Raw genomic sequence first — 22,063 nt, forward strand, 5'->3', positions numbered from 1 at the left:
CCTCTTCGCCGGTCACCATCGCCCGGTATCGCCACAGGTGAGGGTATAGTCAGGCTCAAAGGGGACCACTCCTAAGGGGGACGTGATGGAACCACTGCGTGGTGAGCACTCGACGGTCGGTGAGACGGCGGTCGTCACACGCGGGTGCCGGCTCGGTCCGGGCGCGGTCCGGACCGTGCTGGAGACCGACAGACGACCACGCTTTGGCTGGGCGACGCCGACGGAATCTATCGCCGCCGCGGGTGCCGCCGCGACCGTCACCGGCGGGGGACCGTCGCGGTTCGACGACGTGCGAGCGGCGACCGAGGCCCTGTTCGACAGCTGCGAGACGCCGTCCGGCGGCCTCCCGAGCGTCGCCCGACCGCGGCTGTTCGGCGGGTTCGCCTTCCACCACGGGGACCACGACGGCGAGGGGTCGCCCTGGGCCGATTTCCCCGGGGCCGCCTTCTTTCTGCCCGAAGTACAGGTGACCGAACGCGACGGTGACCGCTGGCTCACGACCGCGGCGGCCGGCGAGGACGCGGCCGACCGCGCCGAGGCCCTGCTCACCACCTGGAAAGAGCGGCTGGCCGACGAGCCGGCGACGGAGGTCGGCCGGGGACCCGGCATCGCCTCCCGCGAGCGCACCCCCTCACAGGCGGCCTGGCGCGACCAGGTGGCCCGGGCGATTTCGAGCGTCGAGGAGGGTCGCCTCCGGAAGGTCGTCCTCGCACAGGCGCTTCGGGTCCACCTCCGGTCGGACCTCTCCGTGCCGGACGTGTTCGCCCGGCTGGCCGAGACGTATCCGGACTGCTATCGCTTCCTGTTCTCCCCGGCGGACCGCGCCACGTTCTACGGCGCGACGCCCGAGCGGCTGGTGTCGCTGCGGGGCCGCACGGTCCGGACGGAGGCCCTGGCCGGCTCGACCGGCCGCGGCGACACGCCGGCCGAGGACGAGTGGCTCGCCGCCGAGCTGCTGGACAGCACCAAGGACATCCACGAACACGAACTCGTCGCGGAGGCCATCCGCGACCAGCTCGACCCCTACGCCGCGTCGGTCCGCATCGGCGACCGGACCGTTCGGCGGCTGGCGACGGTCCAGCACCTGCGGACCTCGATAACGGCCGAACTCGCCGACGACGAGCACGTCCTCTCGCTCGTGGACGCGCTCCACCCCACGCCCGCAGTCGGTGGCCTGCCGCCCGACGAGGCCCTCCGGACGATTCGCGAGACGGAGGCGTTCGACCGCGGCTGGTACGCGGCGCCCATCGGCTGGGTGGACGCCGCCGGCAACGGCACCTTCGCTGTCGGCCTCCGCTCGGCGGTCGCTACCGAGCGGACGGCGACGCTGTTCGCCGGGGCCGGTATCGTCGCCGACAGCGACCCGGACCGCGAGTGGGACGAAGTGCAACTGAAGTACCGGCCGATGCTCGACGAACTCGAATGAGCCACCCGAACGTCAACACCCTCTGGGCCGAGACGCTGGTCGAGGAACTGGTCGCCGGCGGCGTCGAGGCGGTCTGTGTCTCGCCGGGCAGTCGCTCGACGCCGCTCACCGTCGCCTGTGCCCAACACCCCGACCTCCGGGTGTACTCCCACCTCGACGAGCGCTCGTCGGCCTTCTTCGCGCTCGGCCGGGCCAAGCGAACCGGCCGGCCCACGCCGCTTGTCTGTACCTCCGGGACCGCGGCGGCGAACTTCCACCCGGCGGTCATCGAGGCCAGCCAGTCCGGCGTCCCCATGCTCGTCCTGACCGCGGACCGCCCACCCGAACTCACCGACAGCGGCGCGAACCAGACCATCGACCAGGAGAAGCTGTACGGCGACGCCGTCCGCTGGTACCGGGACATGCCGGAACCGGAGGCCGAACCGCGCAAGGTCCGGATGCTGCGAACGACCGCTGCGCGGGCGCTCTCGAACACGACCGGCGCCGACCCCGGCCCGGTCCACCTCAACTGCCGGTTCCGCAAGCCCCTGGAGCCGACGCCGGTCCCCGACGACCGCCCCGGGGGCGTGCCCGAAAACTGGGCCGAGGGCGACCGACTCGCCGCCGAGGGCCGCGACGGCCCGTTCGTCAGGACCGCTCAGGGCGTCGGCGAACTCGACGACGCCGCCCTGTCGCGGGTCGTGTCGGCCGTCGAAGCCGCCGACGGCGGACTCGTCGTCGCGGGACCGGCCGACGGCGGACTCGGGCCAGAAGCGCTCGGCGCGCTGGCCGAGGCGACTGGATTCCCCGTCCTCGCGGACCCGCTCTCGTCGCTCCGCTTCGGTCCCCACGTGGACAGTATCCCCGTGTTCGGCGGCTATGACGCCTACCTCGGGACCGACGCCGTCGGCGACTGGCCCGACCCCGAGGTCGTGCTCCGCTTCGGGGCCTCGCCGACCTCGAAGCCGCTGCGCCACTACCTCCGGGACGCCGCCCCGCGGCAGTTCGTCGTGGACCCGGCCGGCGGGTGGACGGAGGCGACCTTTACCGCGAGCGACCTCCTTGTCGCCGACCCCGACGGGACGGCCGAGGCCGTCGCCGAGCGGGTGAGCGAGGCCGGCGACCCGGCGTGGGCCGACCGGTTCCGGCACGCGGAGCGGACCCACTGGGAGACGGTCTCGGCTGCCCTCGACGGCGACTACTGGGAGGGCGGCGCGCTGGCCGACGTGGCCCGGCTGGCGCCCGACCCGGCGACGCTGTTCGTCTCCAACAGCATGCCCGTCCGTGACCTCGACCGGTTCGGTCGGCCGCGGACGGCGGACATCGCGGTGCTTGGCAACCGCGGCGCCAGCGGTATCGACGGTATCACCTCGACGGCGCTCGGCGCCGGCAGCGCCACCGACGACCCGCTCGTGCTGGTCACCGGCGACCTGGCCTACTACCACGACATGAACGGGCTGCTCGCGCTCGCCCGCTGCGATGTGGACGCCACCATCGTCCTCGTGGACAACGACGGCGGCGGCATCTTCCACATGCTCCCCATCGAGGGCCACGACACCTTCGAGGACCAGTTCAGGACGCCCCACGGGCTCGACTTCGAGCCGACTGGCGATATCTACGACCTCGATTTCGAGCGGATTGCGGACCGCGAGGCGTTCATCGACGCCTTCGAAAGCTCCGTGGGGAGTGACGGTACGCAGGTCCTCTCGCTCGGGTTCGACGCCGACGCGAGCCACGAGCGGCGGGGACGGCTCCAGCGGCGCCTCGCCGAGTCGCTCTAGTACCGCAGCGCCGACGCCGTCAGGACCGAGAACCCGAAGGGGAGTACCGTGGCACACAGTATCACGAGCCCGAGCGCCGAGAGGGGCGCGATGCCGAAGACGAGCAGCCCCACGACGCTGATGGCGCTCCAGCCGCCAAACAGCGGGAGCGCGACGCGGGGCATCGACTGGAGGTAAATTATCAACAACAGCGTACACGCGGTCAGGACGAGGTTGACGAGCGGCGGGAACGCCGGGAGGAGCGCCGAGAACAGCAACACCGGGTAGAGCGCGAAGGAGATGCCGAGCAGCGTGAGTTCGCGCCCGGTCGGCAGCGAAGGCCCGTAGCTCCGATTCGCGGCGACGTTCTCGCGCACGCTGTAGGTGTTGCCCGTCGCCGTCGCGCTCGTCGGGTCGGCGGTCCCCGCTCGGCGACTGCCCGGTGACGCCGTATCGTCGGCCGTGCTTGTCGCCGCCTCGTCCCTCCGGGTTCGCTCGCCCGCCTGCTGGCGTCGCTGGCGGGCCTCCCGCGTCCGCCGACGCTCCTCGCGGACTCGCTCGCGCGCTCGCCGTTCCCGCTGTGCGCGGTTTCGGGTCTCATTCCCGGCCGCGTCCGTCCCGGTGGTGCCGCTCCGCCCGTCGGTGTCCGCCTGACTCGTCTCGGACGCCCCGTCGCTCGCCGACGGCGTTCCGTCCCCGACGTAGGCCTCGTGGCCCAGCCGGTCGTAGCGGGCGCGTTCGTCCTCGTCGACGAGCACGTCCCGGGCCTCGATGAGCTGCTGCGTGGCCGCCCCCGCGTCCTCGTCGTCGCTCACGTCGGGATGGGTCTGCTTGAGACGCTCCCGGTAGGCCGCCTCTATCTCGTCGGTCGTCGCGTCCTCGGCGACGCCGAGCACGTCGTAGAACGTCTCAGTCATGACGGACTACTGTTGTACGTAGTCGGCGGTATCCCGATATAAAACCTCCCGGCCGGTTCCCGGCGAGTGCGCCTCTCAGTCCGGTTGCCGGCCGTCCGACAGGGGTGCCACGCGTCAGCGCCACAGCAGCAGGAACACCAGGAAGACGACCCAGACACCCGCAGCGAGGAGCAATCCGAGCAGTAGCTGCTGGATAATCAGAAAACTGTACAGCAGTATCACCACCGAGAGTACCGCCGGTCCGATGGCGAGCGTCAAGCTATCCGGTTTGGAGGGCATACGTGGCAACTGTCAGAAGCGATAACCAAAACCGTTCCGGGCCTACCGGGACGCTTTTTCCCTCGTCAGCCCCCAACGCAGGTATGGTCTCTGAGATTTTCGACCCCGACCGCTGGGAACCGATAGAGCGGTTCGACTTCGCCGACATCACCTACCACCGCTCGACGGAGACGGGCGCGGTCCGCATCGCCATCGACCGCCCGGAGAAACGCAACGCCTTCCGGCCCGAGACGGTCGACGAACTGTCGGAGGCGCTGGACCACGCCAAGCGGCTCACCGACGTTGGCTGTGTCCTGCTGACGGGGAACGGCCCCTCCGAGAAGGACGGCGGCTGGGCGTTCTGCTCGGGGGGCGACCAGAGCATCAGGGGCGAGAGCGGGTACGAATACGAGGCGGATGGAGATAGCGAGTCGCGAAGCGACTCGAACAGCCGAGCGGGGAGCGACGCGACCCGCGAGGCAGCCGTCGGCGACGAGGACGCCCCCGAGAACGTCGGCCGGCTCCACATCCTGGAGGTCCAGCGCCAGATTCGCCACATCCCCAAACCCGTCGTCGCCGTCGTCCCAGGGTGGGCCGTCGGCGGCGGCCACTCGCTGCACGTGGTCTGTGACCTCACCGTCGCCAGCGAGGACCACGCGAAGTTCCTCCAGACCGACCCCGACGTGGGCAGCTTCGACGGCGGCTTCGGCTCGGCGTATCTCGCCCGGCAGGTCGGCCAGAAGAAGGCCCGCGAGGTGTTCTTCCTCGGGAAGACCTACGACGCCGAGGAGGCCGCCGACATGGGGATGGTCAACGACGTGGTCCCCCACGACGAGCTGGAGGCGACCGCTATCGAGTGGGCCGAGCGGATGAACGAGAAGTCGCCGACGGCGATGCGGATGCTGAAGTACGCCTTCAACCTCGATTCGGACGGGATGGTCGGCCAGCAGGTCTTCGCCGGCGAAGCGACCCGGCTGGCGTACATGACCGACGAGGCCCAGGAGGGGCGGGACGCATTCAACGAGGGCCGAGCGCCCGACTTCGACGACGTGCCCTGGCACTACTGAGACGCCGACTGCGGCCGGTCAGCCTTCGCCGACCATCCGGTCTTCCTCGTCCCACTCGCGCTGGCGCAGTTCGTACTTCTGGATCTTTCCGGTGGCCGTCGTCGGGAGCGACTCGACGAACTCGACCTCGCTGACGGCTTTGTAGGTCGCCAGGTGTTCCCGGGTGAACGAGACCAGTTCGTCCCCGTCGGTCCCCGGCTCCTCGGGGTCGCCGGAGGCCGGGACGACGAAGGCCTTTGGCGTTTCGCCCCACTGGCTGCTGGGGGCCGGGACGACCGCGACCTCGGCGACTTCGTCGTGTTCGTACAGGGTGTCCTCCAGTTCGATGCTGGAGATGTTCTCCCCGCCGGAGATGATGATGTCCTTCTCGCGGTCCTGAATCGCGAGCATGCCCTTCTCGTTGACGACGGCGAGGTCGCTGGTGTGGAACCACCCCTCGCGCTTTTCGTTGAACGCTTTCTCCGTCACCTCGGGCTTCTCCCAGTAGCCTTCCATGACCTGGTTGCCACGGACGAGGATTTCGCCGATGGTCTCGTCGTCCCACGGGACCTCGTTGCCATCGTCGTCGACGACTGCGATTTCGGTCCCCAGCGGCGCGATGCCCTGCCGCTTTTTGAGCGCGAAACGCTCGTCGCTGTCCTCGTCGATCAGGCGACGGGTCGCGGAGGTGCCGATGAGCGGGCCCGTCTCGGTCGCACCGTAGAGCTGGCGGAAGTGCCAGCCGAACGTTTCTTCGACGGTTCGGATGATGCTCTCCGGCGGCGCGGCGCCGGCGGCGGTGACTCGCATCGGGTTGTCGCCCTCGGTGGGGACGTCGTTTTCCTCGTAGTACTCGTCGAGCATGTTGAGCACCGTCGGCGCACAGCAGAGAAACGAGACGTCTTCCTGGACGATCTGCCGGAAGATATCTTCGGCGTCGACGCCGCGGGTACAGACGTGTTTCGAGCCCATGCCCGTGATGGCGTAGATGTGGCCCCAGCCGTTGACGTGGAACATCGGCAGCGTCCACAGATAGTTGTCGTCGTCGGTAATCTCGTGGTGAATCGTCACGAGCTGGGCGTGCAGCGACTCGGTGCGGTGGGTCCGCATGACTCCCTTCGGGTCGCCGGTCGTCCCGGAGGTGTAGTTGATCGTGATGACGTCGTCCTCGTCCATCTCGGGTCGCTCGAAGGTCCCGTCGGCCTCGACGAGTTCGTCGAAGTCCTCCCAGTCGCCCTCGACTTCGCTGGCGTCGTTCGTAACGAAGACCTCCGTCGGCACCTCGTCGCGGACGGCCTCTATCTTCTCGGCGTACTCGTAGTCTGCGTAGATGGCGTCCACGCCGGCGTCTTCGAGGATGTACTCGAAGTCGTCCGGGACGAGACGGTAGTTCAGCGGCGTGTGGACCGCTCCGAGTTCCATGATGCCGTAGGCCGCTTCGAGGTGGTAATGCGTGTTCGGGTCGAGGACGGCGACGCGGTCGCCCTTCTCGATGCCCCGGTCCGAAAGCGCCGCGGCGAACCCGTCGACGCGAGCGCCCAGCTCGTCGTACGTGTACCGTTCGCCGGTCGTCGCGACGACCGCCTCCTCGTCGCCGTAGTGTCGCCGCGCCCGGTCGAGGAAGTCCGTCACCAGAAGTGGCTTCTTCATCGTGTGACCAGTACGATTAATAGTTATATATAATCTTTGTATTAATCTGCCATGTCGCCGCCCGCCCCGGATATCGAGGGGCGCCCGGCTCCCCGACGACCGGGCCCATCAGGTCCGGGTCGTCGTCCCGGGCGGTACGTCCGCGAGCGGGAGCGTCAGTTTGACGACCGTCCCCGGGTCGGTGTCCGCGATGTCGAACGTCCCGCCGCTGTTGACCGCCATCCAGCGGATGAACCACAGGCCAAGCCCGGTGGTGTGCTGGAGGTCCGACTCGGTACCCTCGTTGAGCGCGGCCAGTTCGACCTCCGAGAGCCCCTCGCCGTCGTGGCTGACACGGACGACTGCGCGGTCGTCGTCGGCCGCCATCGACACCGTGACCTCGACGGTGTCGCCGGCCTCCGCGGCCCGCTCCAGGAGCTCGGTCATCGCCAGTTCGAACGAGTTGTGGGCGATTGCCCACAGCGAGTCCGGTACGTCGACGGAGAACGTGGCGTTCTCGAACTCCATTCGCGTCTCAGCGACGGCGCGGATGGTCCGGTCGGCGATATCGATGGGGCCCGTCAGCTCGTCGCCTCCCGGGTCGACGGTGTCGGTGAACTTCCGCGCCGTCTCGGCCAGTTCCAGCAGGTCCTCGCCGGCCTGTTCGATAGTCGACGCCGCGTCGGTGACTCGCTCGTCCTCGCTGTGCCACTGTATCTGTTCGGCCTGTGCCAGCATCACCAGCAGCTTGTTCCGGAGGTTGTGTCGCAGGACGCGGTCGAGCACCGAAATCCGGGACTCGCGCTCCCGGTCCTCGGTGATGTCCCGGCTCACGCAGACGACGCCCTCGAACGTCTCTGTCGGCAACACGCCCACCGTGGTCTGGAACCGCCGCGGGCGCCCGTCCGCGTTCTCGACGACGGTCCCGACGCTCATCTGGTCGGTATCCGAATCGGCCAGGTTGAGGGCCGCCGCACTGAGCACCTCGGCGTGGTCGGTCCCGAACACGGACGAGACGTGTGCCCCCAGTATCTCGTCTTCCGGCCGCTCGGCGAACTTCTCCGTCGCGTCGTTCAGCAAGGTGAAGTGGAGCCGCTCGTCGAGCGCGTAGATTGGGTCCCCGGCCGCGGTGACTATCTCCTCGTACCGCCGGAGCAGCCGAGTCCGCTCGACGCGTTCGGTGACGTCCTCCTGGAAGCCGACGAAGTGGGTCGCCGTGTCCCCCTCGCCGTACACGGGCGATATCTCGAGGTCGTTCCAGAACAGCTCGCCGTTCTTCCGGTAGTTCCGCAGCAGCACGCTCACCGGCCGTTGCTCGTCGATAGCGCGCCGGACCTCCCGGACGGGCTCGGTCTCGGTCCCGGGGCCCTGCAGAAACCGGCAGTTCCGACCGAGCACTTCCGACCGGTCGTAGCCCGTTATCTCGAGGAAGGCGTCGTTGACGTACCGGAGCTCCTGGTCGCCCCCGGCGTCCGCGATGGAGATGCCCGCCTTCGCGTCGTCCATCGCCCGGGCGAACAGCGCCAGCTGCTCGGACTGGGTTCGGGACCTGAGCAGCGCCGAGACCCGGTGACGGAACACCCGCTTCGAGGTGGGGACCGAGAGCACGTCGTCGATGTTGTCCCAGTAGGGCTCTGCGGCCTGTTCCGAGTCGTTCGGACCCAACACAAGGAGGACCGGGAGCCGGACCGAGCCGAGTTCGGCGCGTCGCTCCGCGATACTGTCGGCTATCGACGGGAACGTGGTCGTATCGGCGACACAGAGGTCGAACTTCGGGAGCGGCTCCGTCCCGTCGGCGGTCCTGACATCGAGTTCCGTCTCGCGCAGCTGCTCGGCCAGCAGCTCCCGGTCGCGGGGATTCGCGATACACAGCAGGACGCGGGGAGACTTGTTGCGGAGAGGGCCCCCTCCCGGAAACGACGCGTCGATCATCAGTCGGGTTGCCGTGTCGGCGTTCCCGTCAGCACCCCTCTGAGGTCCGAGAGCGCCTCCCCGATGTGGATGCCGTCGTCGGTGATACGGAACGCGCGCAGCGTCGACTCGAAGTCGCCGAACCGCTTTTTCAGCACGCCGATGGCCTTCCGTATCTCGCCGCCGACCTCGATGTAGCGGATGAACACCACGTTGTCAGCGAGATAGCTGACCCGGGAGTCCGAGGCCTGAAAGGTGCCCGTGACCGACGAGAGCTCGTCGGTCAGCGCCACGGTGACGCCCATGTTCCGGAGGTAGCGACAGAGCGCGTGCAGCTCCTGTCGGAGTTCGGTGTCCGGGTTCCCCAGCGCGAGCTGGTAGCCCGCCGTCCCGTCGAGGAGGACGAACTCGACGCCGCGCTCCTCGACGGCGAGCCGGACCTGATGGGCGAACTCGTCCGCGGAGATGCTCAGCGGCTCGACCTCGTGTACCTCGAAGTGGCCCTCCTCGCGCAGCTCGCTGACGCCCATCCCGATGGCGTCCGACCGGTGGCTGAAACTGTGCTCGGACTCCTCGAACAGGTACGCCGCCACCTTCTCGCCCCGGCGGGCGCTCGCCCGGGCCAGCGCGGTCCCGGTCGTCGACTTGCCGACCCCGCTCGGCCCGCTGAGGAGGGTGACGCTCCCCCGTTCGATACCGCCGCCGAGCAGGCCGTCGAGCGCGTCGATGTCGGTCGAGAGGGACTCGTACTCGAAGGGCCGGTCGTGGTCCTCCGGGACCAGGCTCGGGAACACGGAGATACCCCGGCCGCCGTCGATGCGGATGCCGTGGGCCCCGCTGTGAAAGCCCGACCCGCGGAACTTCTCGACTTCGAGTTCGCGGCCCCGCTCGGTCCGCCGCATCGTTATCGAGCCGTCGGCGAGGTACTGTAGGTCCTCGTCGGACTGCTCAGCGGTCGACTGCGTGGTAAACAGCGTCGTTATCCCGCGCTCTTTCAGGTAGCTCATCAGCGACGCGGCGGTGCGCTTGAACTGGTACTCGTCGGGCGTGAGATGGCGCAGGAGCGTCAGGGGGTCGATGAACACCCGGTCGGGTTCGTGGTTCTCGATGGCGTCGCTGATTCGGGAGACGATGTCGCTCCCCTCCACTTCGCTCGGGCCGAACACCGTGTAGTTGCCGTCGTCCATGAACTGCGTCGCGGAGGGGCTCATGTCCTCGATGACGACGTCGTCGAGGTCGAACCCCAGGGCCGCCGCGTTCGTCGCGATATCCTTCGCCGTCTCCTCGAACGCGAAGTACAGGGCCGTCTCGCCGGCCGCCGCGCCGGCGCTCAGAAAGTGATAGCCCACTATCGTCTTGCCGGTTCCCGAGTCGCCCCGGATGGTGTAGCTCCGCTCGTCGATGAACCCGCCCTGAAGAATCGCGTCCAGCCCGGCGAGACCCGAGGAGATACGGGTACTTTCTCGCGAACTCATACCGTCCCTTTCGGAGGATACGGGAAAAGTGTAATCATTATATCACTGCCTTTCCCGGCGAATTTATCCCCGGGACTACGGAACCTCCCCGGGGCGAACCGTAGTCGCTTTGTGGCGAGGACCCCAAATCCGCGCAATGAGTACCGCGACGCCGGACATCTCGAAACGCAAGGCGTGGCTCATGGCCGCGAGGCCACAGACGCTCCCCGCCGGCGCCGCGCCGGTGGTCGTCGGCGCCGGGCTCGCCGTCCACGCGGACGTCTTCGAACCGCTCGTGGCGCTCGCGGCGCTGGTCGGGGCCTTGCTCATACAGGTCGGAACGAACTTCGCGAACGACTACTACGACGCGGTCAAGGGCGCCGACACGGACGAACGCGAGGGGTTCACCCGCGTGACGGCCGGGGGGCTCATCGAGCCCGCGTCGGTCAAGCGGGCGATGGTCCTGACCTACGCGCTCGCCGTCGCCGTCGGCGTCGCGCTGGTGGCTATCGGCGGCGTCCCCATCGTCGTCGTCGGCCTCTCGGGCATCGCCGCGGGCGTCCTCTACACCGGAGGGCCGTTCCCCTACGGCTACCGCGGCCTGGGTGACCTCTTCGTCTTCGTCTACTTCGGGCTGGTCGCCGTCACCGGCACCTACTACGTCCAGGCCGTGGCGAGCATGCCCGCCGTCGGTGCGTTCCCGACGACGCTCCCCGCCGGGTCGGTCCCGGTCGACGCCGTGGTCGCCAGCCTCCCGGCCGCGGGGCTCTCGACGGCCATCCTCGTCGTCAACAACGTCCGGGACCGCGAGACGGACATGGCCGCGGGCAAGAAGACCCTCGTCGTGTATCTGGGCTACGGACCGAGCCGCGTGCAATACCTCGTCCTCGTCGGCATGGCCTACGTGGTTCCGGTCCTGTTCGCGCTGGACCCGCGCTACGGCCTGCCGGCGCTGGCGCCGCTGCTGACGCTCCCCCTCGCTGTGGGGACGAGCAGGACCGTCCTCACCCGGACCGACGGCGAGGCGCTGAACCCCGCCCTCGAACGGGTCGGCCAGACGCTCTTTGCCCACTCACTGCTCTTTGCCGCGGGGCTGGCGCTCCCGACACTGCTATGAACACCGCGCCGTTCTCGCTCCCCCTTTCGAGCCCGCTCGCGACGGCTAGCGGGACCATCGAGGCCCGTGAGGGGGTCGTCGTCCGCTACGACCACCGCGGCGAGACCGGCGTCGGCGAGGCGACGCCGCTGCCCGGCTGGACCGAATCGCTGAGCGACTGCCAGGCCGCGCTCGACACCGCCGCGGACGCCGACCGCCGGGGCGGCCACACCGCCGCGATGCTGGAACTCGCGGCCGACAGCGTCCCCGCGGCGCGCCACGGCTTCGCGACGGCGCTGCTCGACGCCGACGCGCGGGCCGACGACGTCCCGCTCTACCGGTGGTTCGACGCCGACCGTCGCTGTGAGAGCGTCCCGGTCAACGCCACTGTGGGCGACAGCGACCCCGACGCGACCGCCGAGGCGGTCGCCCGGGCGGTCGGGAGCGGCTTCGACTGCTGCAAGCTGAAAGTCGGCGCCCGCTCGGTCGACGAGGATATCGAGCGGCTCCGCGCCGTCCGCGAGCGCGTCGGCGACGTGGCGCTACGGGCGGACGCCAACGGCGCGTGGACCCGCGACCAGGCGGCCCGGGCGTTCGAGGCCTTCGCCGACCTCGGCGTCGACTACGTCGAACAGCCGCTCCCGGCCGACGACCTGGCCGGTCACGCCGACCTGCGGGGCGGTCCGGTCGGCGTCGCGCTGGACGAGTCCCTCATCGACGCGCGGGCGGATGCGGTGCTCTCGGCGGACGCCGCCGACGTGCTGATACTGAAACCGATGGTGGTCGGCGGGCCGGGCAACGCCCACACGCTCGCGCTTCGGGCCCGCGACCGGGGCGTAGAGCCGGTGGTGACGACCACCGTCGACGGCGTCGTCGCCCGGCTGGCGGCGCTGCACGTCGCCGCCGCGGTCCCCGATATCGGCGCCTGCGGGCTGGCGACGGGCGACCGGCTGGCGCGGGACCTCGCGCCGGACCCTGCGACGGTGACTGACGGCGAGATGACCGTCCCCCAGGGGGACGGACTCGGTATCGACCCCTCGGAGGTGACGCCGGATGCGTGAGCCGGTCGAGTGGCCGACGCGGGACCCCCTCACCCACCGCGCGGCGACGACGCCCGAGCGGACCGCCGTCGTGGACGCAGACCGCGACACGGACCGGCGCTACCGCGAACTCGATGCCGCCGTCGACCGCGTCGCGGCGGCGTTCGACGCCCACACTCCGGGGGCGGGCGGCCGCGTCGCGGCGCTGGTCGACACCCGGCCCGCGGTCGCCGAGTTGCTGTACGGGGCGATGCGGACCGGACGGACGTTCGCGCCGCTGAACGTCGACCTGGACGCCGACACGCTCCGGGACCAAGTCGACGCGCTCGGCGCCGACCTGCTGGTCTGTGAGCGCGATACCGAACCGCTGGCGACGGCGGTCGCCGACTGCCCCGTCGTCTCCGTCGACGAGCCCACAAGCGGGGCCGACGGGCCGCTGGCGGACGCGGTGCCGGCCCCGGACGTGACGCCGGCCGAGCTATCGCGGGACGACACCGCGCTGATTCTGTTCACCTCCGGGACGACGAGCGACCCGAAGGGCGTCCGCCTCACGCTGGGGAACCTCGTCGCGAGCGCGACGGCGTCGGCGTTCCGGCTGGGCGTCGTCCCCGGGGACCGGTGGCTGGTCTGTCTGCCGACCTACCACATGGGCGGGCTGGCACCGTTCGTCCGCTGTGTGCTGTACGGCAGTACCGCCGTCGTCCAGCGGGAGTTCGACCCGGCGGCGACGGCCGAGGCGATGGCCGAGCGGAGCGTGACGGGCGTCTCGCTCGTCCCGACGATGTGCAAGCGGCTGCTCGATGCGGGCTGGGAACCGACCGACGCCCTCCGCTTTGTCCTGCTGGGCGGCGGGCCGGCGTCCGCCGACCTCGTCGACCGCTGTGAGCGGCGGGGCGTGCCGGTCTGCCCGACCTACGGGATGACCGAGACTTCCTCGCAGATTGCGACGGCGCTGCCCGGGACGGCGTTCGCACACGGCGGGACCGTCGGCCAGCCGCTGGTCAACACGACCGTGACCGTCCTCGCAGACGGCGAGCCGGCCGAGCCGGGCCAGCGGGGCGAACTCGTCGTCTCGGGCCCGACGGTGACGCCGGGGTATCTGGACGACGGCGAGACCGCGGCGGCGTTCAGCGACCGGGGCTTTCACACCGGCGACCTAGGCTACCGCGACGGCGACGGGCACCTCTGGGTCGTCGGCCGCGCGGACGACCGAATCGTCACCGGCGGCGAGAACGTCGACGCGGGGGCGGTCGCCGCGGCGATTCGGGACTGTCCCGGCGTCGAGGACGCTGCGGTGGTCGGCCTCCCCGACGAGGAGTGGGGCCAGCGAGTCGCCGCGCTGGTCGCCGGCGAGACCGACGCCGAGACCGTCCTGGACCACTGCCGGGCCGAACTCGCCCGCTACGAGGTTCCGAAGACGGTGCAGGTCGTCGACGTACTGCCGCGGACGCCGTCGGGGACGGTCGACCGCGAGGCCGTCCGTCGGCGGTTGGCGGCGTAGGGCGGGAAAGCCGTTTTCACCGCCGAGCGCCAACGAGCGCCCGTGTGTACCATCGTCCTCGCCTGGCAGGTGTTCGAAGACGCGCCGATAGCTCTCGCGGCCAACCGTGACGAACTGCTCGACCGCCCCTCGGAGCCCCCCGAGCGGCGCCAGTGGGGACGCGAGGTCGTCGCGCCGGCCGACGCCGAGGCCGAGGGGACCTGGGTAGGGTACAACGAGGACGGGCTCCTGGTCGCGGTCACCAACCGCTGGACCGACGCCGACCTGGCCGGCGAGCGGTCCCGCGGGCTGCTCGTACGGGACTGCCTGAGCCACGAGTCGGCCGAGGACGCCGCCCGCGCCGTCGAGGGCGCGGTCCGGGAGGCCGAGTACGCCGGCTTCAACCTCCTGCTGGCCGACGAGAACGCCGCCGTCCTGCTCGAGTGGGACGGCCAGCTCGCCGTCAGGAACTTCCAGCCCGGCGTCCACGTGGTCGTCAACGTCGGCGCCGACGCCGACTACCGGATACCGCAGTCCCGGGCCGACGCCGGCGAGGGACAGGCCGAAAACGCCGACCGGTTGCGGGAGGTCATGCAGGTCGAACCCGGGGAGGGCGTCGACTCCTGGCTCGACCGGGCCGGCGGGACGATTTCCGACCACGAGTACGGCGTCTGCGTCCACAGCGACGGCTTCGGTACCCGTTCGTCGTCGCTCATCGCCATCGGCGAGACCACTCGCTACGAGTTCGCCGACGGTCCGCCCTGCGAGACGGTATACCGGCCAGTCGAAGGCCAGATTTAAGCGGTCGACCGGCGGACGTTGTACCATATGAGTTCGGCAGCGTCGGAGGCGGACCTCTCTGAGGACGAGCGTGCCGGATTGGAGCTCATCCGCGAGTCCGGCGGCATCCATCAGAGCGACTTCTGGAAGGAGCTCGACGTCTCCTCCCGGAAGGGCAGTCGTATCGTCGAGTCCCTCTTCGAGAAGGGGCTCATCCAGCGTGAGGACACCGTCTACGAGGGCCACAACACGTACTTCCTCACGCCCGCGGCGCGGGACCTGGACTTCTCCCTGCTGATGGCCGGCGACCAGCTCTCGCCGTTTATCGGCGACGAGGAGGTCGACCCACACGACGACACGTTCTCCCAGTGGGTCATGACGCTCGCGTACCAGGACTAAACGGCGGTTTCTCCCGGCAGCGCCGCTTCGGGGTTCGAAATAGAGAACTCGGAGCGCCGTCACTCGGACGGTCGGCGCCGTAGTCCGGCCAACGTCACACCCGGCAGCGTCAGTCTTCGAGCGCGTCGGCGATACGGTCCAGCGTGCGCCGCACGTCGTGGACCTCGTCGCGGAGCTTGCGCATTTCGCGGGTCAGCTCCTCGTTGTCGCTGCCCCCTTCCTGTGCCTGCCCGGGCGCGCCGCCGGGACCGCCCGGACCGCCGCCCATCCCGCCGGGGCCGCCACCGCCGCCCATCATGCCGCCCATCATCTGTGCGAAGGGGTTGCCGCCGCCGCCCATCCCGCCGGGGCCGCCGCCGCCGCCCATCATCTCTTCCATGCGCTCTTCGCGGCTCATCCCCTCGCCCTCACCCTCGCCTTCCTCCGCGCGCTTCTGTCGGATCTCCTCGACGCGCTCGCGGAAGGACTTCTCCTCGTCGTCGGTCGATTCGGCCGCCTCGTCGTCTGTCTCGGGCTCGTCGTCTGCCATGGATTCCGGTTCGGTTGGCCGGCGGAAAAGGGTTGTCGTGTCAGGCCAAGCGTGGGACGAGCGGACCCCTCACCGGTCGGGCTCCACGTCGGTCACGCCGTGACGGGTGGGGTGAGGTCGAGCTGGTCGACGACCGCGTCGATGTCACTCTGTTCCGGTAAATCGTCCGCTGTCGTCGCGTCGTTCGTCCGTTAGGTGCCCATGAGGTTGGGGTGGTGTCTGGGTCTCGGCGAGTCTCGGACTCACTGGAACGTCGATTCGTCTATATCGTGGGAGGAGAAGTCGTAGTCGTCGACCTCTTCGGCGAAGTAGTCGCTGTAGTTCTGGTCCTGCTCGCCGCCGGCGATGTGGGAGTCGAGCCAGTTGCGGGCGAACTCCAGTACCTCCATCGTGATGTACTCCCCCTCCTCGTGTTTCTTCCGGAGTTCGGTCACCTTCTGGGCGAACTCCTCGTGCATCTCCTGGTGGCCGAAGAAACACTCCGAACAGTCGTCCGCGTACCCACACCCCTCCATGAACTCCTCTTCGTCGGTGAAGTGGTACTCGGTGTACCGCTCCAGTTCACGCAGCGTGTCGCCGAGTTCCTCCTCCGCGCGGCCCTCTCTCATCGCATCGTGGAGCTCGTTCAACACCGCGAACAGCCGCTTGTGTTGGTCGTCGTATCTGTCGATACCCGTGCTGTAGCGCCGTTCGTCCCATTCGATTAGCGCCATCAAATCAGAATTGTCAGTATCATATTAAAGCCAGGCGGGAGATTTCTCAGTAGGTGGGAACGTCCCGCTCTGTCCGATTTCCGCGGGTCGGTCGAAGCCAGCCCGGCGATACTCTCACCAGTGAACGGCCACCCAAACTCAGCCGAACGCGCCGAGACTCGACTGCAGGTCGCGGTCGGAGGGCCCCTTGTCGAGTTCGCACCCGACCAGGTCACGCAGGTCGACGGCGTAGACGCTACCGACGTTCTCCAAGACGGCGACACGGCCCTTCGTCCCGCGTACAGTCCCGGTCGCCAGCGTCTCGGCGATGGGACGGTCGGCCAATTCCAGCCCGTAGTCGAACTCGTAGGTCTCGAGCGGGTCGTACTCGGAACACAGCCGGTCCCAGAACGGTCCCGCGACCGACTCGGCGAACCCGGCTATCTTGGTCGGCACGCGGACCCGGTCGCCCAGGTCGGCGGCGATGTCGGCCTCGACCTGCCGAGCGATGCGGCCGTCGGCGACGGTCCTGAGGTGGGCGGCCCGGTCGGCCCCCTGCTCCCGGAGCCGGGTCTCCAGGCGCCACGAGCGGGTGACGCCCACCTTCACGATATCGGGCGCGAACGCCGCCAAGTAGACGGCGTGTTCCTCGTCGCAGGCCTCGATGGGTTTCCCGCAGTCGCCGGTACAGCGCGCACAGGGCCACCGGCTCGTGTGTTCGGCGCAGTAGGGCGCGTCGGCGGCGTCACAGCGGTGGTGGACCATCGACTCATCTGCCCGACTGTCGTCGTCCGGGACACCGCTCTCGACGGCGCCGGCACAGTGGCGCTCGCCGAGCCGGTAGGAGAGCTCCGTCCCCGGGTCCAGCCGCTCGACGGTGACTCCGCCGTCCTCGGCCAGCAACAGGGCGGCGTGGTCCTCGACACGGGCGCGGTAGCCGACGACTTGCACGCCCCGGCGTTGGCGGCGGACGGGCAAATGGCTACCGGGACGGGGCTTTTGGTCGTGGCGTGAGAAGGCACCCCATGGCCGACCTCGAACTGTCGAGCCCGGCGTTCGACGACGGCGAGCGAATCCCCGCCGAGTACGGCTACACCGAGGAAAACACCAGTCCGCCCCTGGAGATACGCGACGTGCCGCCGACGGCCGAGTCGCTCCTGCTCGTGGTCGACGACCCCGACGCGAAGGAACCGGCCGGGAAGGTGTGGAACCACTGGCTCTGCTGGTCGATTTCGCCCGATACCGAGTCGATTCCGGCCGGGTCGACGCCGAGCGGTGCCGTGGAGGGACAGAACGACTACGGCGAGACCGGGTGGGGCGGACCGAACCCCCCGGACCGCGAACACACCTATCGGTTCCTGCTGTACGCGCTGGATACGGGCGTCGACCTCCCGCCGGACGCGACCAAGGACGACCTCTACGACGCGGCCAGCGGGCACATGGTCGGCAAGGCGGAACTGACAGGGACCTATCCGGCCTGACCGACGCTCAGAAGAGGTTGAAAAGCGCCGCGATGCCGCCGATGACGAACAGCATCGGGAGCGCCGACTGGGACCCCAGGAGGAGTGCGACGATTCCGACACCGCTCAGCGCGATGGCCCCGGTCCGCTTGTAGTCGGGGACGCCGTCCCTGACTGCGGGCGTCGCCGCGCCGCCGAGATAGAGCGAGAAGGCCCCGAAGAGCAACCCCTGGACGTCGTCGCCCAGGTAGAACACCACCATCGTCAGCACGCCGGAGATAACCGCGCCGAGCCCGAAGAGGAGCCGCTCGGTGTCGACGGCCGAGAGCCGCGAGGCTACGTTCATACCCAGGTCTCCGCGACGGCGGGTATAATAGCCACCGGTCACGGGCGGTCTCGAGCGTGGCGCGATGCCGCCGCGGGGCCTTGCCCGTCCCTCAGAGCTCGTCGATGAGTTCGCGTGCCGACTGCCGGACCGCGTCGTCGCTGGACTGGGTCGGCTCCCACCCCAGGCCGGCCAACTTCTCGATGGACAGCCGCATCCGGGGCACGTCGCCGGTCCAGCCGCGGTCGCCGCCGGTGTGTTCGTACGCCGGCTCGACGCCCATCTCGTCGGCGACGATGTCGGCGATGCGGTCGACGGAGGTCGTCGTCCTGGTCCCGAGGTTGAAGACGTTGTGGTCGCCGTCGGCGTGTTCGACCGCATAGACCATCGCATCGATGCACTCCGAGACGTGCATGTAGGACTTCTCCTGGCGGCCGTCGCCCAGAATCGTCAGCGTCTCGGGGTCCTCGCGGAGCTTCTCGACGAAGTCCGGGATGACCGCGCCGCGCAGTCGCGGGCCGACAATGTTGGCAAAGCGGAACACCCACGACTGGAGGTCGTGGCTGTGGGCGTAGGTCGAAATCAGCGACTCCTCGGCCAGCTTGGTCGCGCCGTAGACGCTGATGGGTTCCAGCGGCGCGTAGTCCTCCGGTGTCGGCCGCGGGGCCTCGCCGTACACCGTCGAGGAGGACGTGAACACGAGCCTGTCCACGCCGACCGCGTCCATCCGTTCGAGGACGTTGTACGTTATCTCGCTGTTGTCGTCGAACTGCCGCCGGGGCGTGTCCGTGTCGACGAGCTTCGAGGCGGCCAGGTGGACGACGAGGTCCGTCTCCGCGGTGATGGCGTCGGCCACGACCGCCTCGTCGGTGAGGTCGCCGGCCAGGAACTCGGCGTCGCCGTGGACCCACTCGCGCCTGCCGTTCGAGCCGTCGTCGACGACCAGCACGTCGTTGTCGGCTCCCAGGCGGTCGACCAGGTGCGAGCCGATGAAGCCGGCGCCCCCGGTGACGACGATTCGCTTGTCCTGTAGGTTCATAGCGTCACTGCGACACCGCGCTCAAATAGCGTTGCGATACGGGGATGACAGTGAGGTTAAGTACCGTCACCGGCCAGCGTAGGGTATGCAACGGTTCAGCCGCCGGACGTTCATCGCGGGGAGCGTCGCACTGGCGACAGGGAGTGCGGGCTGTCTCTCGGGCGGGGACGACTCGACCCCGACGCCGGGCATCGGGACGATAGCCGAGTCGACCACGCCGGACACGGAGGGGGCCCTCCCCTCGCCGGTCGCCGGCGACCCCGAGGCCGACGTGACCGTCGCCGCCTACGAGGACTACGCCTGCCCGCACTGTGCGACCTACTCGCTCGACGTGTTTCCCCAGCTGGCGAGTGAGTACCTCGAACCGGGGCGAATCCGCTACGAGTTCCACGACTTCCCGATTCCGGTCGACGAGACGGTCTCGTGGCAGGCCGCAAGCGCCGCCCGCGCGGTCCAGGTCGAGGCCGGCTCGCAGGCGTACTTCGAGTACAGCGAGTCGCTCTTTGGCGACCAGTCGAACCTCGGCCCCGACCGGTACGCCTCACTGGCCGAGGAGGTCGACGTCGACGGCGAGACCGTCCGACAGGCCGCGACGGAGGAGCGATACAGCGAGACCGTCACCGCGGACAAGCAGGGCGGCCTGGACAGCGGGGTCTCCGGGACGCCGACCGTCTTCGTCAACGGGAGCCAGGTCGAGTGGCAGGAAATCGCCTACGAGCCCCTGAAAGACGCCATCGAATCGGCGATGGGCGAATGAACTCCGCACAGGACGTGACGGTCCTCCGGTTGGGACACCGGCCCGGGCGGGACGAGCGCATCACTACCCACGTCGGCCTGACCGCGCGGGCGCTCGGGGCCGACCGCATCGTGTTCGCCGGCGCGGCCGCCAGTCGCGCCGACACCGTCGTCGACATCACGGACCGGTTTGGCGGCCCCTTCGACGTGGAGACGACCGACGAACCCAAGCGCCGCATCCGCGAGTTCGATGGCACCGTGGTCCACCTGACGATGTACGGCGAACCGATTCAGGACGTGGAGGGCGACATCGGCGAGGCTCACCAGTCCGAGCCGCTCCTCGTCGTCGTCGGGGCCGAGAAGGTCCCCTTCGAGGTGTACGAACGGGCCGACTACAACGTCGGCGTGACGAACCAGCCCCACTCCGAAATCGCCTCGCTCGCGGTCTTCCTCGACAGACTGTACGGGGGCCGTGAGCTCGACCGCGAGTGGGACGACCCGGAGCAGGTCGTCATCCCGATGGCGACGGGCAAGAAAGTCGTCGACCCGGAGGAGGTCGAGGATGGGGACTGACCCCGCCCGTCACTCGCCGGGTCGGTAGATGTCGTTTCTCGATTTTCTAGCCTCGTCCCGACTCGTGCCGGTGTTGGGAACGGTCTATCTGGTCTACCTGGCGAGCCAGCCGCCGCCGGCCCGGTGGGTCGGACTGGCCTGTCTGGCCGTCGTCGCGCCCCTGGCCGCCGGCTGGCTGGTCGGTCGGTTCGCCGGCGTCGGGCCGTGGGCGGAGTAGCGCAGCGGGGCCACGAGCGGGGCCGACGGTGAGCACACCCGAGGAGTCGCGAGCCAGGGGGTGTCGGTTCCGCGAACGACCCGGAGGTTTTAACCCCGTGACTCACCGATATCATCGTAATGGCTTTTGAGGATCTGCTGGAGGACCCCGTCATACAGAAGTACCTCCACGAGCTGGTCGGACCGAAAGGGATGCCGGTCGCCGCCGCGCCGCCGGACGGCGAAGTGACCGACGAGGAGCTGGCCGAGGAACTGGGCCTCGAACTGAACGACGTTCGCCGCGCGCTCTTTATTCTCTACGAGAACGACCTGGCGGCGTACCGCCGGCTCAGGGACGAGGACTCGGGGTGGCTCACCTACCTCTGGACGTTCCAGTACGACGAGATTCCCGAGCAGCTGGAGGAGGAGATGTACCGGCTTCTGGAGGGGTTAGAGGAGCGGCGCGAGTACGAGCGCAACAACGAGTTCTACCTCTGTGAACACTGTGGCATCCGCTTCGAGTTCGGCGAGGCCATGGAGTTCGGCTTCGAGTGCCCCGAGTGTGGCAACCAGGTCGAGACGATGGAGAACACCCGTCTCGTGACCGCCATGGAGGAGCGTATCGACCAACTGCGCTCGGAACTGAACGTGGAAGCTGAGGCCTGATGGTCGTCCTTGGTGCGAAAGTGTACGTGACGGGCGACGCCCGGGAGCGTGCACTCGACGGCCTGCGCGGGCTCGTGACCGACCGCTTTGGCGACCTCGACGTCGAGTTCGAAATCGGCCACCGCGAGGACGACTTCCCCGTAGTGACCGTCGAAGGTCCCGACGCCGTCGTCGCGCGGAACGTCCTCCGTGAGGAGTTCGGCGAGGTCGTGCCCAGCCACGAGGCCGGCGAGACCTACGTCGGCACCCTCGACTCCTGGGACGACGACGGGTTCGTCCTTGACGCCGGCCCCGCCGGCGACGTGCGGATTCCGGCCGAGAACCTCGACCTCGGGCAGGGGACGCCCGAACAGATACGCAAGCGGTTCGGGCTGGTGCAGCATCTCCCGCTTCGCTTCGTCGCCGGCCCCGAGCCCCGGCTGGCGGACGAGGAAGTCGACCGGCTGTACGGGTGGACGCGGGGCGAGAACGACCGCGTCAACACCAACAGCGCGACCCGCTCGGAGGTGCGGGCGACGGTCAACAAGTCCGGCCACGCCCAGGACATCGTCACCGTCGAGCGGCTCGGTCTGCTGGAGATGAGCATCATCTGCAACCCGGACACCGACGGCCCGGGGCTGCTCGCCGACATCGGTCGGTTCATGCCGTCGGAACTACTCGCCGTCGTCCCCTGA

24 protein-coding genes are annotated in these 22,063 nt (G+C 69.2%); 14 read left to right on the plus strand and 10 right to left on the minus strand.

Annotated elements, in window-relative coordinates:
• The first annotated feature begins 85 nt into the window (after positions 1-85).
• A complete protein-coding gene (locus NJQ98_RS08350) occupies positions 86-1,426 on the plus strand; it encodes an isochorismate synthase (RefSeq protein WP_262177779.1) in 1,341 nt (446 codons plus the stop codon).
• The gene (menD, locus tag NJQ98_RS08355) at positions 1,423-3,186 is read left to right on the plus strand and encodes a 2-succinyl-5-enolpyruvyl-6-hydroxy-3-cyclohexene-1-carboxylic-acid synthase (protein WP_262177780.1); all 1,764 of its coding nucleotides are present in this window, start codon (positions 1,423-1,425) and stop codon (positions 3,184-3,186) included. Before NJQ98_RS08350 ends, menD begins: the two co-directional genes overlap by 4 nt.
• On the opposite strand, the gene NJQ98_RS08360 is transcribed toward menD, so the two are convergent.
• Positions 3,183-4,082 carry a J domain-containing protein gene (locus tag NJQ98_RS08360; RefSeq protein ID WP_262177781.1) on the minus strand — a complete coding sequence of 300 codons (900 nt, stop codon included), beginning with the start codon at positions 4,080-4,082 and terminating at the stop codon, positions 3,183-3,185. The two genes, menD and NJQ98_RS08360, sit on opposite strands and share 4 nt — an antisense overlap.
• Positions 4,083-4,196: 114 nt before the next feature.
• Positions 4,197-4,361, minus strand: a complete 165-nt coding sequence (locus NJQ98_RS08365) for a hypothetical protein (protein ID WP_262177783.1) — start codon at positions 4,359-4,361, stop codon at positions 4,197-4,199.
• An 83-nt stretch (positions 4,362-4,444) separates the two neighbouring features.
• On the opposite strand from NJQ98_RS08365, the gene NJQ98_RS08370 reads away from it, so the two are divergent.
• Entirely contained in the window at positions 4,445-5,407 is a 963-nt protein-coding gene (locus NJQ98_RS08370) for a 1,4-dihydroxy-2-naphthoyl-CoA synthase (protein ID WP_262177785.1), read from the plus strand.
• 18 nt (positions 5,408-5,425) lie between these two features.
• Here the strand turns inward: NJQ98_RS08370 and NJQ98_RS08375 are convergent, their stop codons facing one another.
• The 3 genes from NJQ98_RS08375 to NJQ98_RS08385 form a co-directional block, all read right to left on the minus strand.
• A complete protein-coding gene (locus NJQ98_RS08375; protein ID WP_262177787.1) occupies positions 5,426-7,036 on the minus strand; it encodes a long-chain-fatty-acid--CoA ligase in 1,611 nt (536 codons plus the stop codon).
• Positions 7,037-7,144: 108 nt separating this feature from the next.
• Positions 7,145-8,947: a PAS domain S-box protein gene (locus tag NJQ98_RS08380; RefSeq protein WP_262177788.1), complete on the minus strand. Its 1,803-nt coding sequence runs from the start codon at positions 8,945-8,947 to the stop codon at positions 7,145-7,147.
• Positions 8,947-10,401 (minus strand): ATPase domain-containing protein, encoded by a 1,455-nt coding sequence (locus tag NJQ98_RS08385; RefSeq protein ID WP_262177790.1) that lies wholly within the window; start codon positions 10,399-10,401, stop codon positions 8,947-8,949. The genes NJQ98_RS08380 and NJQ98_RS08385 overlap by 1 nt, the downstream gene beginning before the upstream one ends.
• Positions 10,402-10,537: 136 nt before the next feature.
• Here NJQ98_RS08385 and NJQ98_RS08390 point away from each other — a divergent pair, with 136 nt between their 5' ends.
• Genes NJQ98_RS08390 through NJQ98_RS08410 form a run of 5 tightly spaced genes read left to right on the plus strand, consistent with a single transcriptional unit; the run spans position 10,538 to position 15,175 of the window.
• On the plus strand, positions 10,538-11,497 hold the full coding sequence (locus NJQ98_RS08390; protein WP_262177791.1) for a 1,4-dihydroxy-2-naphthoate polyprenyltransferase: 960 nt from the start codon (positions 10,538-10,540) through the stop codon (positions 11,495-11,497).
• Positions 11,494-12,537: a mandelate racemase/muconate lactonizing enzyme family protein gene (locus NJQ98_RS08395; RefSeq protein WP_262177792.1), complete on the plus strand. Its 1,044-nt coding sequence runs from the start codon at positions 11,494-11,496 to the stop codon at positions 12,535-12,537. The genes NJQ98_RS08390 and NJQ98_RS08395 overlap by 4 nt, the downstream gene beginning before the upstream one ends.
• Positions 12,530-14,017 carry a class I adenylate-forming enzyme family protein gene (locus NJQ98_RS08400; RefSeq protein WP_262177793.1) on the plus strand — a complete coding sequence of 496 codons (1,488 nt, stop codon included), beginning with the start codon at positions 12,530-12,532 and terminating at the stop codon, positions 14,015-14,017. Before NJQ98_RS08395 ends, NJQ98_RS08400 begins: the two co-directional genes overlap by 8 nt.
• 42 nt (positions 14,018-14,059) lie before the next feature.
• Positions 14,060-14,797, plus strand: a complete 738-nt coding sequence (locus tag NJQ98_RS08405) for an NRDE family protein (protein ID WP_262177794.1) — start codon at positions 14,060-14,062, stop codon at positions 14,795-14,797.
• 27 nt (positions 14,798-14,824) lie between these two features.
• On the plus strand, positions 14,825-15,175 hold the full coding sequence (locus NJQ98_RS08410) for a helix-turn-helix transcriptional regulator (RefSeq protein ID WP_262177796.1): 351 nt from the start codon (positions 14,825-14,827) through the stop codon (positions 15,173-15,175).
• Between the two features lie 109 nt (positions 15,176-15,284).
• On the opposite strand, the gene NJQ98_RS08415 is transcribed toward NJQ98_RS08410, so the two are convergent.
• From NJQ98_RS08415 to NJQ98_RS08425, 3 genes are all read right to left on the minus strand, one after another.
• Positions 15,285-15,704 carry a hypothetical protein gene (locus tag NJQ98_RS08415; protein WP_262177797.1) on the minus strand — a complete coding sequence of 140 codons (420 nt, stop codon included), beginning with the start codon at positions 15,702-15,704 and terminating at the stop codon, positions 15,285-15,287.
• A gap of 242 nt (positions 15,705-15,946) precedes the next feature.
• Positions 15,947-16,417 carry a bacteriohemerythrin gene (locus NJQ98_RS08420; RefSeq protein ID WP_262177799.1) on the minus strand — a complete coding sequence of 157 codons (471 nt, stop codon included), beginning with the start codon at positions 16,415-16,417 and terminating at the stop codon, positions 15,947-15,949.
• A gap of 138 nt (positions 16,418-16,555) precedes the next feature.
• Positions 16,556-17,347 carry a DUF2797 domain-containing protein gene (locus NJQ98_RS08425; RefSeq protein WP_262177800.1) on the minus strand — a complete coding sequence of 264 codons (792 nt, stop codon included), beginning with the start codon at positions 17,345-17,347 and terminating at the stop codon, positions 16,556-16,558.
• Between the two features lie 74 nt (positions 17,348-17,421).
• Between NJQ98_RS08425 and NJQ98_RS08430 the strand changes: the two genes are divergently transcribed.
• Entirely contained in the window at positions 17,422-17,877 is a 456-nt protein-coding gene (locus tag NJQ98_RS08430; protein ID WP_262177802.1) for a YbhB/YbcL family Raf kinase inhibitor-like protein, read from the plus strand.
• A 7-nt stretch (positions 17,878-17,884) separates the two neighbouring features.
• Here the strand turns inward: NJQ98_RS08430 and NJQ98_RS08435 are convergent, their stop codons facing one another.
• Both NJQ98_RS08435 and NJQ98_RS08440 read right to left on the minus strand, forming a co-directional pair.
• The gene (locus tag NJQ98_RS08435; protein ID WP_262177803.1) at positions 17,885-18,202 is read right to left on the minus strand and encodes a hypothetical protein; all 318 of its coding nucleotides are present in this window, start codon (positions 18,200-18,202) and stop codon (positions 17,885-17,887) included.
• A gap of 91 nt (positions 18,203-18,293) precedes the next feature.
• Positions 18,294-19,220, minus strand: coding sequence for an NAD-dependent epimerase/dehydratase family protein (locus tag NJQ98_RS08440; RefSeq protein ID WP_262177805.1), 927 nt, complete (start codon positions 19,218-19,220; stop codon positions 18,294-18,296).
• An 85-nt stretch (positions 19,221-19,305) separates the two neighbouring features.
• Here NJQ98_RS08440 and NJQ98_RS08445 point away from each other — a divergent pair, with 85 nt between their 5' ends.
• From NJQ98_RS08445 to NJQ98_RS08465, 5 genes are all read left to right on the plus strand, one after another.
• Positions 19,306-19,977, plus strand: a complete 672-nt coding sequence (locus NJQ98_RS08445) for a DsbA family protein (RefSeq protein WP_262177807.1) — start codon at positions 19,306-19,308, stop codon at positions 19,975-19,977.
• Positions 19,974-20,528, plus strand: a complete 555-nt coding sequence (locus tag NJQ98_RS08450; RefSeq protein ID WP_262177809.1) for a tRNA (cytidine(56)-2'-O)-methyltransferase — start codon at positions 19,974-19,976, stop codon at positions 20,526-20,528. Before NJQ98_RS08445 ends, NJQ98_RS08450 begins: the two co-directional genes overlap by 4 nt.
• Before the next feature lie 28 nt (positions 20,529-20,556).
• Positions 20,557-20,745 carry a hypothetical protein gene (locus NJQ98_RS08455; RefSeq protein ID WP_262177810.1) on the plus strand — a complete coding sequence of 63 codons (189 nt, stop codon included), beginning with the start codon at positions 20,557-20,559 and terminating at the stop codon, positions 20,743-20,745.
• A gap of 119 nt (positions 20,746-20,864) precedes the next feature.
• Entirely contained in the window at positions 20,865-21,389 is a 525-nt protein-coding gene (gene tfe / locus NJQ98_RS08460; RefSeq protein ID WP_262177811.1) for a transcription factor E, read from the plus strand.
• A complete protein-coding gene (locus tag NJQ98_RS08465) occupies positions 21,389-22,063 on the plus strand; it encodes a DUF2110 family protein (protein WP_262177812.1) in 675 nt (224 codons plus the stop codon). Before tfe ends, NJQ98_RS08465 begins: the two co-directional genes overlap by 1 nt.

It is taken from the genome of Haloarcula laminariae (genome assembly GCF_025457605.1).
Taxonomy (GTDB): domain Archaea; phylum Halobacteriota; class Halobacteria; order Halobacteriales; family Haloarculaceae; genus Haloarcula; species Haloarcula laminariae.